This window comes from Pseudomonas sp. PS02290 (assembly GCF_029960075.1).
Lineage (GTDB): Bacteria > Pseudomonadota > Gammaproteobacteria > Pseudomonadales > Pseudomonadaceae > Aquipseudomonas.
Window position 1 is genome coordinate 51,107 of sequence record NZ_JASCOY010000005.1, and the last position, 14,610, is coordinate 65,716.

The 14,610-nt window shown below is 59.2% G+C and carries 18 protein-coding genes; 7 read left to right on the top strand and 11 right to left on the bottom strand.

The window, feature by feature from the left end; genetic code table 11:
* Positions 1 to 224: 224 nt before the first annotated feature.
* The 5 genes from QMX88_RS04625 to QMX88_RS04645 form a co-directional block, all read right to left on the bottom strand.
* Complete coding sequence (locus QMX88_RS04625) at positions 225 to 776, bottom strand: GNAT family N-acetyltransferase (protein WP_282366773.1); 552 nt, start codon at positions 774 to 776, stop codon at positions 225 to 227.
* An 80-nt stretch (positions 777 to 856) separates the two neighbouring features.
* Entirely contained in the window at positions 857 to 1,870 is a 1,014-nt protein-coding gene (locus tag QMX88_RS04630; protein WP_282366775.1) for an ABC transporter substrate-binding protein, read from the bottom strand.
* A 73-nt stretch (positions 1,871 to 1,943) separates the two neighbouring features.
* Complete coding sequence (locus tag QMX88_RS04635) at positions 1,944 to 2,453, bottom strand: sigma-70 family RNA polymerase sigma factor (RefSeq protein WP_442969430.1); 510 nt, start codon at positions 2,451 to 2,453, stop codon at positions 1,944 to 1,946.
* 117 nt (positions 2,454 to 2,570) lie between these two features.
* Positions 2,571 to 3,350, bottom strand: coding sequence for a phosphate/phosphite/phosphonate ABC transporter substrate-binding protein (locus QMX88_RS04640; protein ID WP_282366779.1), 780 nt, complete (start codon positions 3,348 to 3,350; stop codon positions 2,571 to 2,573).
* A gap of 15 nt (positions 3,351 to 3,365) precedes the next feature.
* The gene (locus tag QMX88_RS04645) at positions 3,366 to 4,307 is read right to left on the bottom strand and encodes a fatty acid desaturase (protein WP_282366781.1); all 942 of its coding nucleotides are present in this window, start codon (positions 4,305 to 4,307) and stop codon (positions 3,366 to 3,368) included.
* Between the two features lie 123 nt (positions 4,308 to 4,430).
* Between QMX88_RS04645 and QMX88_RS04650 the strand changes: the two genes are divergently transcribed.
* Positions 4,431 to 4,847 carry a GNAT family N-acetyltransferase gene (locus QMX88_RS04650; protein ID WP_282366783.1) on the top strand — a complete coding sequence of 139 codons (417 nt, stop codon included), beginning with the start codon at positions 4,431 to 4,433 and terminating at the stop codon, positions 4,845 to 4,847.
* A gap of 111 nt (positions 4,848 to 4,958) precedes the next feature.
* Complete coding sequence (locus tag QMX88_RS04655; protein ID WP_282366785.1) at positions 4,959 to 5,789, top strand: class I SAM-dependent methyltransferase; 831 nt, start codon at positions 4,959 to 4,961, stop codon at positions 5,787 to 5,789.
* Positions 5,790 to 5,792: 3 nt separating this feature from the next.
* Here the strand turns inward: QMX88_RS04655 and def are convergent, their stop codons facing one another.
* The 3 genes from def to QMX88_RS04670 all read right to left on the bottom strand — a co-directional run bounded on the left by def (position 5,793) and on the right by QMX88_RS04670 (position 7,850).
* On the bottom strand, positions 5,793 to 6,332 hold the full coding sequence (gene def / locus QMX88_RS04660) for a peptide deformylase (protein WP_282366788.1): 540 nt from the start codon (positions 6,330 to 6,332) through the stop codon (positions 5,793 to 5,795).
* 60 nt (positions 6,333 to 6,392) lie between these two features.
* Positions 6,393 to 7,391 carry a YihY/virulence factor BrkB family protein gene (locus QMX88_RS04665; RefSeq protein WP_192171521.1) on the bottom strand — a complete coding sequence of 333 codons (999 nt, stop codon included), beginning with the start codon at positions 7,389 to 7,391 and terminating at the stop codon, positions 6,393 to 6,395.
* Between the two features lie 267 nt (positions 7,392 to 7,658).
* Positions 7,659 to 7,850, bottom strand: coding sequence for a CsbD family protein (locus tag QMX88_RS04670; protein WP_192171522.1), 192 nt, complete (start codon positions 7,848 to 7,850; stop codon positions 7,659 to 7,661).
* Positions 7,851 to 8,326: 476 nt separating this feature from the next.
* Between QMX88_RS04670 and QMX88_RS04675 the strand changes: the two genes are divergently transcribed.
* Positions 8,327 to 8,707: a hypothetical protein gene (locus tag QMX88_RS04675; RefSeq protein ID WP_065992698.1), complete on the top strand. Its 381-nt coding sequence runs from the start codon at positions 8,327 to 8,329 to the stop codon at positions 8,705 to 8,707.
* Positions 8,708 to 8,769: 62 nt separating this feature from the next.
* On the opposite strand, the gene QMX88_RS04680 is transcribed toward QMX88_RS04675, so the two are convergent.
* A complete protein-coding gene (locus tag QMX88_RS04680; protein WP_192171524.1) occupies positions 8,770 to 9,606 on the bottom strand; it encodes a CvfB family protein in 837 nt (278 codons plus the stop codon).
* A gap of 383 nt (positions 9,607 to 9,989) precedes the next feature.
* On the opposite strand from QMX88_RS04680, the gene QMX88_RS04685 reads away from it, so the two are divergent.
* The 4 genes from QMX88_RS04685 to QMX88_RS04700 all read left to right on the top strand — a co-directional run bounded on the left by QMX88_RS04685 (position 9,990) and on the right by QMX88_RS04700 (position 12,682).
* A complete protein-coding gene (locus QMX88_RS04685; protein WP_037012170.1) occupies positions 9,990 to 10,169 on the top strand; it encodes a hypothetical protein in 180 nt (59 codons plus the stop codon).
* A gap of 186 nt (positions 10,170 to 10,355) precedes the next feature.
* Positions 10,356 to 10,841: a hypothetical protein gene (locus QMX88_RS04690; protein WP_282366803.1), complete on the top strand. Its 486-nt coding sequence runs from the start codon at positions 10,356 to 10,358 to the stop codon at positions 10,839 to 10,841.
* 161 nt (positions 10,842 to 11,002) lie between these two features.
* The gene (locus QMX88_RS04695) at positions 11,003 to 11,746 is read left to right on the top strand and encodes a TorF family putative porin (RefSeq protein ID WP_192171527.1); all 744 of its coding nucleotides are present in this window, start codon (positions 11,003 to 11,005) and stop codon (positions 11,744 to 11,746) included.
* 63 nt (positions 11,747 to 11,809) lie between these two features.
* Positions 11,810 to 12,682, top strand: coding sequence for a DUF6279 family lipoprotein (locus QMX88_RS04700; protein WP_282366805.1), 873 nt, complete (start codon positions 11,810 to 11,812; stop codon positions 12,680 to 12,682).
* Between the two features lie 17 nt (positions 12,683 to 12,699).
* On the opposite strand, the gene QMX88_RS04705 is transcribed toward QMX88_RS04700, so the two are convergent.
* Together QMX88_RS04705 and QMX88_RS04710 are read right to left on the bottom strand one after the other, a co-directional pair.
* On the bottom strand, positions 12,700 to 13,023 hold the full coding sequence (locus QMX88_RS04705; RefSeq protein WP_282366806.1) for a transcriptional regulator: 324 nt from the start codon (positions 13,021 to 13,023) through the stop codon (positions 12,700 to 12,702).
* Between the two features lie 125 nt (positions 13,024 to 13,148).
* A complete protein-coding gene (locus QMX88_RS04710) occupies positions 13,149 to 14,501 on the bottom strand; it encodes a DEAD/DEAH box helicase (RefSeq protein WP_074891698.1) in 1,353 nt (450 codons plus the stop codon).
* Positions 14,502 to 14,610 lie beyond the last annotated feature (109 nt).

Sequence of the window (14,610 nt, forward strand, 5' to 3'; positions counted from 1 at the left end):
GATTGTCAACTGGACGCTAACAGTTGAGGGGCGAGATATCCATCCCGGCTGCGCAAGGAAACTTGTAGGACTGGCTTTAGCCGGGAAGGCGCCGGATGTCACGCTACACAATCAAGAGTGCCTGCGCTGGCCTCTCCCCGGCTAAAGCCGGTCCTGGGGGGTCTTGAAAAAGCCGGCCCTACGGGGATCGCGTACTTTGTGGGACCGGCCTTAGCCGGGAAGGCTCAAGCCAATTCTGCTGAGCCACCCAGCGCCCACTGCTGTGCGGTCATGCGGTAAATCCTCACGCCCTGGCGATGATACTGGCTGTGGACGAACCCACCGAACCCGAGTTTTTTGATCACATTGACCGACGCAAAATTAGTCGGCTGGACGATGGCGATCAGCGATGACAAGCCCAGCTGTTCAAAGCCATAAGCCAGAGCACCGCGCGCCGCTTCGGTGCCCAAACCCCTCCCCCAAAACCCGGTTGCGAGCCGGTAGCCAATCTCGATCTCGTGCTGCTCATCCACCAGCTCGGCGTTGAGACCGCAGAAACCCGCCAGGGTTGAGGTGGATTTCTCCACCACCGCCCATGGACCAAAGCCACGTTCAAGGTAGGAAAACTGACACCAGTCGATGAACTCGCCCGTCGCCTTTTCCGATAACACCCCCGCCACCGAATGCCGCATCACCTCGGCATCGCCCAGGATTTGCGCCAACGCCGGGGTGTCGTCAGGGGTGAGTACACGCAGGATCAGGCGTTCGGTATGCAGAGGAATGAATGAGGGGTTCAAGAAGTGTCACTCGTGCATGGACGGGATTGCCTGTGGGACAAGCGGCGGCCCGCTTGTCCCACAGTTTGAAGAGAAAGCGCTTACAGGCCCGCCTTCACCTTGCTGGCAACCTCAGCCGGCACCCAGGCGGTCCAGACGTCCGGGTGATCCTTCAGGAAGCTTTTAGCCACAACGCTTGGCTCCAAGCGCTTCTCACTCATCTCGCCCAGGGTTTTGTTCAGCTGGTCGATGGGCAGGTCCACTTTCTCGAAGAAGCTCACCAGATCCGGGTACTGCTGACGGAACGGTTCAGACACTCCGATGGCCAGGTGCGCAGCGAGGGAGCTGGAGCCGATCGGGTTGGGATTGCTGGCGTCGGCGAGGGTTTTCCAGGCGGCTTCGTTGAACGGTGGCTCTTCCAGCTTGATCAGCTTGAAGCGACCCAGCAGCGGCGTCGGTGACCAGTAGTAGAACAACACCGGCTTGCCACGGCGGATGGACGATGCGACCTCTGCATCCAGCGCCGCGCCCGAACCGGTGCGGAAGTTCACGTAGCTGTCGTTGAGCTTGTAGGCCTTGAGCTTTTGGGTGTTGACGATTTCCGAGGTCCAGCCGGTCGGACTGTTGAGGAAACGGCCCTTGTCCGGGGATTCGGGGTCCTTGAAGACGTCTTTGTATTTGGGCAGGTCCGACACCGATTTCAGGTCCGGCGCCAGCGGTTTGATGCCGCGTTCCGGGTCGCCCTTGATGACAAATTCCGGCACCCACCAACCTTCGGTCGCGCCTTTGACGATGTTGCCCAGGCCGTGGACCTTGCCTTCAGCCTCCGCCTTGACCCACGCAGGGCTGCGACCCGCCCACTCTTCGCCGATCACCTGAATGTCGTTCTTCGCCAGCGCCGCTTCCAGACTCACCGTGCTGCCGGGCAGTTTGTCGGTGGGATAGCCGTAGCCTTTTTCCACGATGGTGCGCAGGATTTCGGTGATCAGGCTGCCGCTCTCCCAGGTGATGTCACCGAAATGAATCGGCGCGGTTTTTTCTGCGCCGTACGCCGAGCCCGTCAGGGCAGCCAGTGCCAGCAGCGAGCCGCCCAGCAGTTTTTTGATTGGTGTCATGGATGTCTCTCGTCGCTCGGGGATGGGAGGAGCTCAATCGGTTTGGCACAGTTGGCCGGGCACAGCACACGCTTTATTCCAGACAAGCGCGGCGGCAACAGGTTTCAGCCTTATCCATGTAGTCGCTCACCGAACGCTGCGAAATGCCCAGCCGCGCGGCGATTTCAGGATAGGTCAGACCGCCGCGGCGGGAGAGCACAAAGGTTGATTTGATTTTTGCAGGCAGGCGGTCAAGGCGGCGATCCAGACGGTCAAGGATTTGCAGCGTAGCGGCGTGGCTTTCGGCGGACGCAAAAGGAACAGCGTCTTCCAGGGCCAATCCCTCCAGATAATCGCGCTCCTGATCGCGCCGCCGCCAGCGCTCATACACCAGTCGCTGGGCGATGGTAGTCAGCAACGCCCGCGGGTCGCGAATCGGCACAACGTTGGGCGAGGCCAGCAATTGCAGGAAGGTTTCGGACGCGACGTCTTCGGCGCTCTGCTCGGAGTCGAGCAGTCGACGCAAGCGCAGGCACAGCCACGCGTGGTGCTGCACAAAGAGTTCGCCAAGGTAGTGGCGATGCATAACGTCGGCGCCAGCCATAAGACATCCCCTGCCCTGAAATTTTTATCATCGGGACTTTCCGAGAGGCCATGCTAGCAAGCGCGGTTTTGCAGTAAAAATACTTAAAAGCGACCGTTATAGATCATCACGGAATAACTAGAGTAACGGAAACCCTATGGATACAGCCTGCTGCTGGTAGTCGAGCAGCACTTGGTAATCCGCCTCGCTCGCCGGTAACACGTCGCTGATCGCCAACGCGTGGGCGACATCGGGAAGTTCGTTCAGCGCCTGATTCATGGCCGCGCGGATGGCATCAGCATCAGCGCCGAGGCGGGTGATGTAGGGCAGGCACGGCCCCTCCGCCGTGCGCGCAATCACCTTTACCCCGGCGACCTCCTCGCTGGCGTCGCGGGCCAGGTAGTCGAAGGTCACGCTGTCGATAGCCGCCAGATCACCATTACCCGCTTTGATCGCAGCGAGGCTGGCGCGATGACCGCCGGTGAGCGTGATGTCGGCGAAGAACCTGCCATCCTGTTGAAGTGGGGCTAATGCGTGGCGGAACAGGTTCATGCCCGAATTGGAATCCCGTGAATTCAGCAGGCCATGACTGCTCCTGAACTCGACCAGCGCCTGACGCGGATCGTCCTCACGGGCGACCAACAGGCTGCAGTGATTGCCGTTGGCGCTGTGGGGCAATTGATACACAGGACGGCCGACCACCTGAACCTTGCCCTGCAATTCAGTCATCAGCGGATAACCGCAGGTTTGCGTCAGCAGCAAGTGCGGCGACAGCCACAGCGCTTTCAGGTCCAGATCCGCAGCATCGAGACGCTGCACGCCAAGGATTTCCATTGTTCGTTTCAGCCACTGCCCCTGCGCCTGCTGAACGCGCGGCGGCGCGACGTACATCAACAGTTCGGCGAAGCCTTGGGGCATGTTCGATATTCCTGATCAGACGTAGGGATGTTGCGGGCTGTCGATAGGATTGAAGCTGTGCCGACGAAAGAGTTCCGCGTAACCGGCCACCAGAAATCCGCCGCTGCGTGCCAGCCACGCCTCACGCCGCGCCCGATAGACGACGGGCATGTGATACCACGACAAGCCGGGCAAGTCGTGGTGCACGAGGTGCAGATTCAGATTCAGGAACAGCCAAGCCCACGGCCACGAGGCCTCGTTAATCACGGTGCGCTCCTGGGGTTGCTCGCCGGGACGGTGCTCGTAGTATGAGCGAACCATCGACACCGCCAGCGCCGGGACGCTGCAGAAGAGCACGTAATGCAAGGCCGAGATCGCGCTGTAATGCTCGATGAACCAAAACATCAGCACCAACAATCCACCATGGGTCGACCACATCGCCCAGGCCTGACGCTCGCCACGCAGCAATCGCCGGGTTTCGCCAACGATCAGACTGCTCAGCGCCAACGGCACGCCAAACACCAGACGCCCCGGCGGGGTCTTGTCCAGCCAGCGCAAGAAACGCATCACTTTGCCAGTCTGCTTCCAATGCGACCGGCTCAGGTAGCGGCTCTCCGGGTCGCGGCCGGGCACGGTCAGGTCTTCGTCACAGTGGTGCTGCATATGGGTGTCGCGATACAGGGTGTACGGGTACCACACCGCAAATGGCGCGTAACCGAGCACCTTGTTCAATCGCAACGAACGGGTCGGATGGCCATGGAGCACCTCGTGTTGCACGGACATCCACAGCACCAGCAGCGGGATCATCAACAGCGTCGTCGGCCACACGCCCAAGTGCGGACTGGCAAGCAACAACGTCGGCCAGCCTGTGTACAGACCGATCAGCAGCAACCAGGTCGGCCACTCCGTGCGGCCCGTAAAGCTTGCGCGCAAACGCTTGATCTCTTCGCGCTGCGCGTCGTCCAGGTAGTGGGGCATTGCCGGTTCCTGCATTCGGGCTGATAACCGGTTGTGCAACGACGCAGGAAAAACTTGTAGATCGATTGGTTATGACGGTAGAACCATGCGCCCAATCGATCCTTTATCCGACGCCCGCAGCCCATGCCCGACATCCAGTTTTTGCCCCTTCCCGACGTGCAGCGCCCGTTGCTGGAGAAGTTCTACCGCGCCCATCGCTCGCCCATGCGCGCCAGGGGCGAGGCGCAGATGTGGGTGGCGCGCAGGTCGGAGGTTATTGGCGGTATGTGCTTGACCCCTGTTGCGGGTGGGCACTGGTTGACCGGGCTGTTCGTTGCGCCCACCGAGCGCGGGCGGGGTGTCGCGGCGGGGTTGATCGCCGCAGCGCTGACGTCGGTTGAAGGAAACGTCTGGTTGTTCTGTGAACCTGAGCTGAGCGGGTTTTATCAGCGACTCGGTTTCGTAGAAACATTGCAGCTGCCCCAGGAACTGGCCTCACGCCTGGAGCGTTATCGCCAGACCAAGCGATTGGTGTCACTGGCTCATTTGACTCGCCAGTAACCCAATAGCGGCTTAGAACCTTTCTTGCGGTGGCCCAAACCAAACGTGCCATCGGAGGCCCGGCCTCACGTGCTAGCCTCGCCGATCATTTCTTGGTCAGGCAGGACGCACATGAAGCCGGCGCTTATGATTTTCTCCCTCGCGGCACTTTCGGCGACGGGCTTGGCAGTGGCGGCGAGCGCTGCGCCGGAATCCACCGTCAGCCATGAGCAGTTCGCGACCCTGCTGGGTGGCGACTGGCGAGTGCCGCAAAATGCGACCCGCGATCAATACCGTCACCCTGAGCAAACGCTGAAATTCTTCGGCCTGCGCCCTGATCAGACGGTCATTGAAATCACGCCGGGCAATGGCTGGTACAGCGAACTGTTGGCGCCGCTGCTCAAAGATAAAGGCCATTACGTTGCCGCCATCGTCGACCCCGCCATCAGCGATTACGCGAAGAAATCCGCCGACAGCCTGAAGCAGAAATACGCCGCTGACCCTGCCCATTACGGCAAGGTCGAGGTCGTGGCCTATGTGCCTCAGGCGCCGGTGTTCGGCACGCCAGGCTCGGCCGATACCGTGCTGACCTTCCGCAACGTGCACAACTGGGTCGACGCCGGCAACGAAGCGGCGACGTTCAAGGCGTTTTACGAGGTGTTGAAACCGGGCGGGACGCTGGGCGTGGTCGACCATCGGGCCAAACCCGGCACCACCGCCAAGGACAACGAAAAGAACGGCTACCTGCCGACGGACTACGTCGTGAAACTGGCGCAGCAGGCGGGTTTCACACTGGCTGGCGAGAGCGAAATCAACGCCAACCCCAAAGACACCAAGGACTACCCCGACGGCGTCTGGACACTGCCGCCGGCGCTGGTCAAGGGTGAGCAGGACAAGGCGAAGTATCTGGCAATCGGCGAGTCCGACCGCATGACCCTGCGGTTCATCAAGCCGAAGAATTAGCCGTTATTCGTCCGCGTTCGGGTCCATCCCCGGGAAGAGCACTTCGATGAAGCCGAAGCGGCTGAAGTCGGTAATGCGTGACGGGTACAGACGGCCGATCAGGTGATCGCATTCATGCTGGACGACCCGCGCATGAAAACCGCGGGCTTCACGCTGAATAAGCTTGCCGTCCGGGTCGAAACCCTCGTAGCGGATGTGCTCGTAGCGATCAACCACACCGCGCAGGCCCGGCACGGACAGACAGCCTTCCCAGCCCTCTTCCAGGGTTTGCTCAAGCGGCGTAATCAACGGATTGAGCAGGATGGTCTGGGGAACGGCCTCCGCATCCGGATAACGATCGCTGCTCTCGAAACCGAAGATCACCAGTTGGAGATCAATGCCAATCTGCGGCGCTGCCAGGCCGACACCGCCGACGCTTTCCATGGTCTCGAACATGTCCTGGATGAGAGTCTCCAGCTCTTGCGAACCGAACATCGACTCGGGGACAGGTGGCGCGATGCGCAGCAAGCGCTCGTCGCCCATTTTCAGAATTTCGCGAATCATTGCGGACCCTCTGCAACGGGCAGAGGCGCCACAAGCTGGCGCCGTCTACCTAGAGCGTGATCAGAATTTGTCGGTCTTCAGCACCGGCGGCGTTGGGGTGTAATCGTGGTCATGGCTGTGATCGCGGCCGAGACCCGAGACGTGCTGCTTGAGGTGCACCGTATTGAAATCGGCCGTGCCATCGCGCTCACCTTCTTCCTTCTCGCCTTTCTCTTTGCCCTCGGCTGACATGTGCTCGATCACCGCGTTCATCTCGGCGCCCAGCAACAACACCGCTGCCGAGATGTAGAAATACAGCAGCAACACGATGATCGCGCCGATGCTGCCGTACATCGCGTTGTAGTCAGCGAAGGTTTTCACGTAGTAGGCAAAGCCCAGTGAAGCGACAATCCACACCACGACCGCAAGCACTGAGCCCGGCGTGATGAAGCGGAAGCTCTGTTTAACGTCGGGCATGACGTAGTACATGATCGCCACCGCCACCATGAGCAGGATGATGATCAGCGGCCAGCGCAGAACCGTCCATAACGTGACGATGAAATCTTCCATGCCAATCTGCGCGGCGAGCCAGTTCATGACCACCGGGCCGGTGACCATCAGCGCGGCAACCGTTAACAGCATGCCGGCGATACCGATGGTGTAGAACACCGACAGCGGAATGCGTTTCCAGGCCGGGCGCGCTTCGACTACGTCGTACGCGGCGTTCATGGCGCTCATCATCAGGCGCACGCCAGCCGAGGCGGTCCAGAGTGCGATGACGATACCGATCGACAGCAAGCCGCCTTTGGATTGTTGCAACTGGTCAATGACCGGATTGACCTGGTCGAGGGCCTGGGGCGGCAGGACCAGTTCGGATTGCAGCCGCAACCAGCTGAAAAAGTCCGGCAGGTGCAGGAAGCCGATCAGGGCAATCAGGAAGAGCAGGAACGGGAACAGCGAAAACAGCATCTGGTAGGCCAGTGCCGAGGCATAGGTCGACATCTCGTCATCGAGAAACTCTTTGACCGTTCTGACCAACACTGTCTTGATGCTGAGCTGGCGCAAGTCCGGGAATATCATGGCGTCTCCTTCGCGACACAGATGTAGCCGAAGCACGGTTATTGATTCAGGCGTTTCTACAAGCGGTATGCATACGAGCGGGCAATTGCGTTGAAATTCCGTCAGTTGCCCGAACGGGCTGGCTTTTTACAGGGTGCCCGGGGTATTGGCTACATTTGATGTGTTTCAGGCGGTCGAGGGCGCAAACGATAACGGCCATCGAAGGATGGCCGTTACGGTGATGCAAATCAGCTCGCCGGGAGCATGACAGCCCCGGCCGCAAGGGATTTAGACCTTGTCGACGCCTTTTTTCACAGCATCTTTTGCGTCGCCAACGGTTTGTTGCGCTTCGCCTTTGATTTCCTGCGCTTTGCCTTCGGCACGCAGTTTGTCGTTGTCGGTCACTTTGCCGACGCCCTGCTTGACGTTGCCTACCGCTTCGTTGGCCAAGCCTTTGACTTTATCGCCGGTGCTGCTCATAGGGTTAACTCCAGGGTGAGAATAGGTTGTCATTACCTCGACACTAGAACTGACAGGAGCGGTGAATCAGAGGTTCAATTATTTCGCGAATGGATTGAAATGGCGCCTTGAGCCTGGGTTTTCCATGCGCCTGGAGGGATCGGAATCCATCCTAATAACCAGCGGCAGGCACATCAAAAGCTTCCCGGCTGAAGCCGGTCCTACGCGAGGCGCCTCCGGTTGCACTGACGGCACGCGCTGCTTTTAGTGGGACCGGCTTTAGCCGGGAAGAAGCCAGTCCAGGCGCTGATGTTCGATCGTTCCCACGCTCTGCGTGGGAATGCATTTCGGGACGCTCCGCGTCCCCATGAAAGCCCGCGAATCGCGCCGGCCAATTTTGCCTTTATGTTTCCCCGAGAACCCCGGAGAATGCGCGACCGAACCGGCGGCGCTCAGGGCGTCGGGCCAGGTTGACGAGACCGTGATCCAGGAATGTTATGAAACTCGATAAGCAGCAGGCCATTGCGCGCCGTAATGAACAGCTCGGCGGCGCCGTGCTCGGCACCAATAACACGCACTTCGCCGTGCTCGACCCCAAGCGCAATATCTGGTGGTTTGATTTGCCCATGAGCCGTCTGGCGGTGGGTCAGTACGAGTGGCTGCATCTGCTGTTGCACACGCCGAGCACGGATGAGTTGATTCACCTGAAGGTGACCACCAAGTTCCTGCGCGATCAGAAAGACGCGGTGGTGGTTCGCAACGAAGGCAAGCGCAAGTCCACCGTGAGCCTGGAGCTCTCGGCTGACAAGGATTCGTACTTGAAGGACATGCGCCCGAACGGCGCGAACCTGAGCTTCGCCAGTTTCGTACAGAAGTGATCTGGCAAGACTAATCAGACGACCGCAGCGCAGGCCATCCCGCGCTGCAGCCGAGTGTCACGTCAGACCAGTTCGATACGGTCGGCGTGAATGACGATCTGGCCCTGTTTGTACAGTGCGCCGATCGCTTTCTTGAAGTTGCCTTTGCTGACGCCAAACAGGTTGCTGATGACCTGCGGATCGCTCTTGTCGCTGACGGGCAATACGCCGTTGTTGTCACGCAACTTGCCGAGGATCTGCGCGTTGAGGCTGCTGGCAAGCTGCTCGCCCACCGGTTGCAGGCTCAGGCTGATGTTGCCGTCGCTGCGCACTTCCTTGATGAAGCCTTTTTCCTGTTTGCCCGAACGCAGGAACTTGAACACCTCGTTCTTGTGAATCAGGCCCCAGTGCTTGTTGTTGATGATCGCCTTGAAACCCATCGCGGTTTCTTCCGCCACCAGCAAGTCCACTTCCTGCCCCACGGTGTAGTTGGCCGGCACCTTGTCCAGATAACGATCCAGACGCGTGGTCGCAGTGATGCGGCGCGTGTGTTTGTCGAGGTAGACATGCACAACGCAGTAATCACCGGCCTTTAGCGGCTGCTTCTCTTCCGAGTACGGCAGCAGCAAATCCTTGGGCAGACCCCAATCCAGAAAGATGCCAATGCTGTTGACTTCAACCACTTTGAGGCTGGCAAATTCACCCACTTGAACCTTGGGTTTCTCGGTGGTGGCGATTAACTTGTCATCGCTGTCCAGATAAATAAAGACGTTGAGCCAGTCTTCATCTTCGCTGGGAATATCTTTGGGAATATATCGGTTGGGCAGCAAAATTTCGCCGTCTTGTGCCCCGTCCAGATATAAACCGAAGTTAGTGTGTTTAACCACTTGCAAACTGTTGTAGCGCCCGACTAAAGCCATGTCCAGATACCCTCGTTACGTGGGCGGCATTCTACCCGAATTCGGGCGGGCATTCCGGTGAGCATTTCGGATCGACGTCTGCCGTCGGCATCGCCGCCCTGGAAATCAACGCCTTGATGAACCATGCACCGCAGGCGGTGCAGAGCTAAAGCCATTCGTCAGGTCGTCGAGCCTGACCGCAGCCTTGAATGCTGACCGGATTCGACAGAACCCCAGATTGAACATCGCAATTAAAACAGTCATTTAGCCGATATTTCCGGGAAATGTTTCCGCTGTGGCTTACGACCGCCAGCCCTCCCCCCGTCCGATAATACCCAAGCAATTTCCGGTCAATTCCGATAGGATGGCCGGCCGTATTAAATTTATATAGGTCAATAGCAGCCATGCGTGTAAAAGCATCCAATTCGAAAGCCAAGCCAGCTCCTGCCGTTGAGACCAGCGATTCGATCAACGCACAAATTGCAGCTTTCCTGAAATCCGGTGGCGAGATCCAACAGATCGCCAAAGGTGTCAGCGGCCAGACCTTCGGCCCATCCAAACAGATCTCCCTCGGCAAAAAGTAAATTTTCTCCCGCCTCCGCGGTCGACATCCAGGCGCTTTGATCACAAAGCGCCAGGTCTATCGCTCCCTCGCTGTACAAAGCTCTGCTTTACTCTCGTCACATGACTGCTCCTCGATGCTGTTACCCATGGGTCATGGAAAAGAGCGGACGATGCCCTGATCTGCTGACGTCTCTGCGGAAACCGATATGAACAAAAGGATGATCATTGGCGCCCTGCTCAGCCTCGGGCTCACCGGCTGTGCGACCCACGGATGTGACACCTCGATGCCAGGCAGCGCCTGCCGTGCCGACTATCTGCTGTATCAGAACGACATGCTCCAGGCCAAGCTGCTGATCAACGAACGCCGCGCCGAAAACGACGAACTCGCCAGCGCGCTTCTTGAACGGGCAGCACGCGAAGACACAACCGGCGAAGCCGAGTTTTACCAAGCCATACTGCTTCTGCGCCAGAACGCCGAGCCGAAGCTGATCGATGCCAGGCTCAATGATTCTGCAGATCGCAACTACCCGCTGGCCATCGCCCTGCTTGCGCAAAGGGCCGGAATGGACGATCAGGAAAAGGCACAGAAGTACCGCACCCAGTACGAAAAACTGGACGTAGCCACCAGCGGTTATCCGTCTTTTCCTCAAGCCTTGATCGTCGTCAATCAGCTGATTTCCCCCGCGAACTGATCTGAAAGCGCTGCGCATCTGCCTCGAATCGACCAATGGTCATGAGATGGCGCCAATCGGCGGTATCCTTGCACCGCTCTAGCTCGCGGTTCTTGCCAGGCCATTCGGCTTTCGGATAGAAACCTTCGACCCACTCCTCTGAAACCTGAAAGGAGTGAAGCATGCCTTATGCTCGCTGTTTCAACCGTTGGACCGGTGCGGTGTTTACCTGCGCCGCCCTCATGCATCACGCCGCCAGCGCTCAGGTCATCGAGCGGGAACTGGGCGACTTCAGCCTGAAGCTCGGCACGACGCCCAGCCGCACCATGGCTCAGGGCCTGGTGACGCCGAGCGGTGCCGATACGAAGTTCCATGGCGGGCTCGACCTGACCCACGACAGCGGTTTCTACTTCGGGCAATGGTCCCCCAGCGCAGGGCTGACCCCCGACACCGCGCTGGAAGTCGACTCCTACATGGGGTTCAAGAAGCCCTTCGACAAAACCCTCGGTTACGAGCTTGGCGTCATTCGCTACAGCTACCCGAACACTGACCAGCTCGACAGCCACGAGCTTTACGCCGGTTTCCGTATTTTCGACAGCCGCATCGGCACTGCCTTCAGCACCGACGCCGGTCGCCAGGACAGCACCGTGTTTCTCGACCTGGGCAGCATGATTCCCTTGGGCCTGGACCTGCGCATGCAGTACGGCAACCACCAGCTCGATTCGCCCACGATCATCGACGGCGGCGGCGTGGTCAACGCCTACAGCGACTGGTCGTTCAACGTGTCGCGCCCTGTTCTGGGCATGGACATGAACCTGATGTACAGCGGCTCGAGCCTGACCGGCGCCGATTGCAGCGCCTACAGCGGCCACAACACCCAGTGCGAAAGCACCGTTACCCTTAAGGTCGTGCGCTCGTTTTTCTGATGGGTTGAACCGCCATGACCTGACTTGCTCTATAACGGTGAGACGAACCGGCAAGGAGCTGTCATGGGCATTGTGTTGAAGACCTTTATTTCGCTGTGGCTGAGCCTGACGCTGTTGGCGGGGTGCAGTCAGATTGGTCTGACGTATCGGCATCTGGACTTCATCATTCCCTGGTCGCTCAACGACTACCTGGACATGAACGCTTCGCAGAAAGACTGGCTCGATGAGCGCTTGAAAGAGCACTTGAGCTGGCACTGCACCACTCAGATTCCCGGTTACCTCGACTGGCTGGACCGTCTGCAAGGGATGGTCGAAAACAACCAGGTCAATCAGGAGCAACTCAAGGCACGCACCGCCAAAGCGCGGCAAGCCATCGCCACCCTCTCCAAAGAAATCACGCCCTCCGCGGTCGAGCTGTTGCGTCAGCTGGACGATCAGCAGGTGGCCGAGATGGAAGCCGCATTCGCCAAGGACCTGCGCAAGCATGAGGACGAGTACGTCGACCAGCCGCTGGACAAGCAGATCAGTGAACGCGCTCAACGGATGGAGAAGCGTCTGACGCCCTGGATGGGCAAATTGAATGCAGCCCAACAGGCTCGCGTGATGCAGTGGTCGACCTCGCTGGGCGAGCAGAACCGGCTGTGGATCGACAACCGCGCGCACTGGCAGTCGCTGTTGCTGGCGGCGGTGAAACAGCGCAATGCCGGTGATTTTGATCAGAAGATTGCCAGTCTGTTGCAGGATCGCCAGACCTTCTGGACGCCCGAATATCGCGCCACCTACGACCATACCGAGCAGGCAGCGATTTCTCTGATTGCGGACCTGATGGCGCAAAGCACGGCTGATCAACGGCAGAAGTTGCTGGCGAAAATCGCCGATGTGCGCAAGGACTTCACAGACTTGAGTTGCTACAAGAGCATAAAAAAAGCGTCCTGATCAGGACGCTTTCAGCATCAGGCGATTTGCGCCTTTGAGGCCACCTCATCAAAGGTCGCCTTATCCAGCGCATCGGCCTGTTCATCCAGCACCTGACGCGGATGGTCGTTGCCTGGAATGCTGCTGTCGATCATCGCCAGCAAGCTCGCGCCTCGAGGCGTAAGGGTCGCGCCTTCGCTATTCCCGCCATCACCACTCGTGTGGGCGGCAATGAACCCACGTTCGAGCAACAACGCTCTCAATTCTGCGGCAGACGCCTCTGATGCATCGGCGATTGCGACGCTGTTTTGTACGTGGTGCAACAGACGCTCGATCAGGTCCCAGTCGTATCGTTTAGACATGTTTCATCCTCCAGTGGGCCAACAGGGCAATACCCGTGACGTCCGGTCATCGGGCTTGATGCTCAGGTGTTGTGACCCAGTGGAGGGCCAGCCGTTCAGCGGGCTGGCCGGGAGGCAGAATGGGGTTATTCAGCGACTGGCGGACGCGTGACGCGCTTTTTCAGCGGCGCCATCCCGTCCTGGCTGACCAAAGGCTCAGCCTTCGGACGATTTACCGATTTGCGTTTGGTCGGGCCCTTGGCAACGGCTTTCTTTTTGTCGCCCTTCTTGTCACCTTTGCCATCGGTTTTTTTCTTCTTCACGCCGACCGCCTTGCCCGACGCCTTGACCTTCTTCGGCCCGGTGTAGGTGCCTTTGACTTCCTTGATCGTGCGGCGCTCGAACTTCTGCTTCAGGTAGCGCTCGATGCTGGACATCAGGTTCCAGTCACCGTGGGTGATCAGCGAGATCGCCAAACCTTCGCCGCCCGCACGGCCGGTGCGGCCAATGCGGTGAACGTAGTCGTCGCCCGTGCGCGGCATGTCGAAGTTGATGACCATGTCCAGGCCGTCGACGTCCAGACCACGGGCCGCGACATCGGTCGCCACCAGGATCTTCACGCCGCCCTGCTTCAGACGGTCGATCGCCAGCTTGCGATCCTTCTGGTCTTTATCGCCGTGCAGGACGAACGCCTTGTACTCGAGCGCCACGAGACGACCGTAAATGCGGTCGGCCATGGCGCGGGTGTTGGTGAAGATGATTGCTTTCTGGTAGGTCTCGTTGGCCAGCAGCCAGTTCAGGACCTGCTCTTTGTGCACGTTGTGGTCGGCAGTGATGATCTGCTGACGGGTGCCCGGAGCCAGTTCGCTGACACTGTTGACCTGCAGGTGCTGCGGGTCTTTCAGGACTTTGCCGATCATTTCGCGCAGGCCCGAACCACCGGTGGTGGCCGAGAACAGCATGGTCTGCTGACGGTTGGCGCATTCGCCGGCCAGACGCTCGACATCTTCGGCAAAGCCCATGTCGAGCATGCGGTCGGCTTCGTCGAGGACCAGCAGTTCAACCTGCTTGAGGTCGAGGTTGCCCGCGTTGAGTTGCTCCAACAGACGGCCCGGCGTACCGATCAGGATGTCCGGGACCTTGCGCAGCATCGCGGCCTGGACCTTGAAGTCTTCGCCGCCGGTGATCAGCCCGGCCTTGATGAACGTGAACTGGGAGAAACGCTCCACTTCCTTGAGCGTCTGCTGGGCCAGCTCGCGGGTCGGCAGCAGGATCACCGCGCGGATGTCGACGCGAACCTTGGCCGGGCCCATCAGGCGATTGAGCATCGGTAACACGAACGCGGCAGTCTTGCCGCTGCCGGTCTGCGCCGTCACCCGTAGATCGTGTCCTTCCAGCGCCAGCGGAATGGCCGCTGTTTGCACAGGCGTAGGCTCGACGAAATTGAGTTCGGCCACGGCTTTTAGCAGGCGTTCGTGCAGGGCGAATTGGGAGAACACGGGTGTTACCTCGGCGTAATACAAAAAAACAGTCGCATAGGGTACCGGTTTAAGCCGGATTCGCCGAGCCTCTTTAGCTCAAAGGGCCTATTTTGTTACCGGATTTGGC

Bases quoted from the DNA above. Each gene is read 5' to 3' on its own strand.
- QMX88_RS04630 (WP_282366775.1), bottom strand. From the start codon at position 1,870: ATGACACCAATCAAAAAACTGCTGGGCGGCTCGCTGCTGGCACTGGCT.
- QMX88_RS04635 (WP_442969430.1), bottom strand. From the start codon at position 2,453: ATGGCTGGCGCCGACGTTATGCATCGCCACTACCTTGGCGAACTCTTT.
- QMX88_RS04640 (WP_282366779.1), bottom strand. From the start codon at position 3,350: ATGCCCCAAGGCTTCGCCGAACTGTTGATGTACGTCGCGCCGCCGCGC.
- QMX88_RS04645 (WP_282366781.1), bottom strand. From the start codon at position 4,307: ATGCCCCACTACCTGGACGACGCGCAGCGCGAAGAGATCAAGCGTTTG.
- QMX88_RS04650 (WP_282366783.1), top strand. From the start codon at position 4,431: ATGCCCGACATCCAGTTTTTGCCCCTTCCCGACGTGCAGCGCCCGTTG.
- QMX88_RS04655 (WP_282366785.1), top strand. From the start codon at position 4,959: ATGAAGCCGGCGCTTATGATTTTCTCCCTCGCGGCACTTTCGGCGACG.
- def (WP_282366788.1), bottom strand. From the start codon at position 6,332: ATGATTCGCGAAATTCTGAAAATGGGCGACGAGCGCTTGCTGCGCATC.
- QMX88_RS04665 (WP_192171521.1), bottom strand. From the start codon at position 7,391: ATGATATTCCCGGACTTGCGCCAGCTCAGCATCAAGACAGTGTTGGTC.
- QMX88_RS04670 (WP_192171522.1), bottom strand. From the start codon at position 7,850: ATGAGCAGCACCGGCGATAAAGTCAAAGGCTTGGCCAACGAAGCGGTA.
- QMX88_RS04675 (WP_065992698.1), top strand. From the start codon at position 8,327: ATGAAACTCGATAAGCAGCAGGCCATTGCGCGCCGTAATGAACAGCTC.
- QMX88_RS04680 (WP_192171524.1), bottom strand. From the start codon at position 9,606: ATGGCTTTAGTCGGGCGCTACAACAGTTTGCAAGTGGTTAAACACACT.
- QMX88_RS04685 (WP_037012170.1), top strand. From the start codon at position 9,990: ATGCGTGTAAAAGCATCCAATTCGAAAGCCAAGCCAGCTCCTGCCGTT.
- QMX88_RS04690 (WP_282366803.1), top strand. From the start codon at position 10,356: ATGAACAAAAGGATGATCATTGGCGCCCTGCTCAGCCTCGGGCTCACC.
- QMX88_RS04695 (WP_192171527.1), top strand. From the start codon at position 11,003: ATGCCTTATGCTCGCTGTTTCAACCGTTGGACCGGTGCGGTGTTTACC.
- QMX88_RS04700 (WP_282366805.1), top strand. From the start codon at position 11,810: ATGGGCATTGTGTTGAAGACCTTTATTTCGCTGTGGCTGAGCCTGACG.
- QMX88_RS04705 (WP_282366806.1), bottom strand. From the start codon at position 13,023: ATGTCTAAACGATACGACTGGGACCTGATCGAGCGTCTGTTGCACCAC.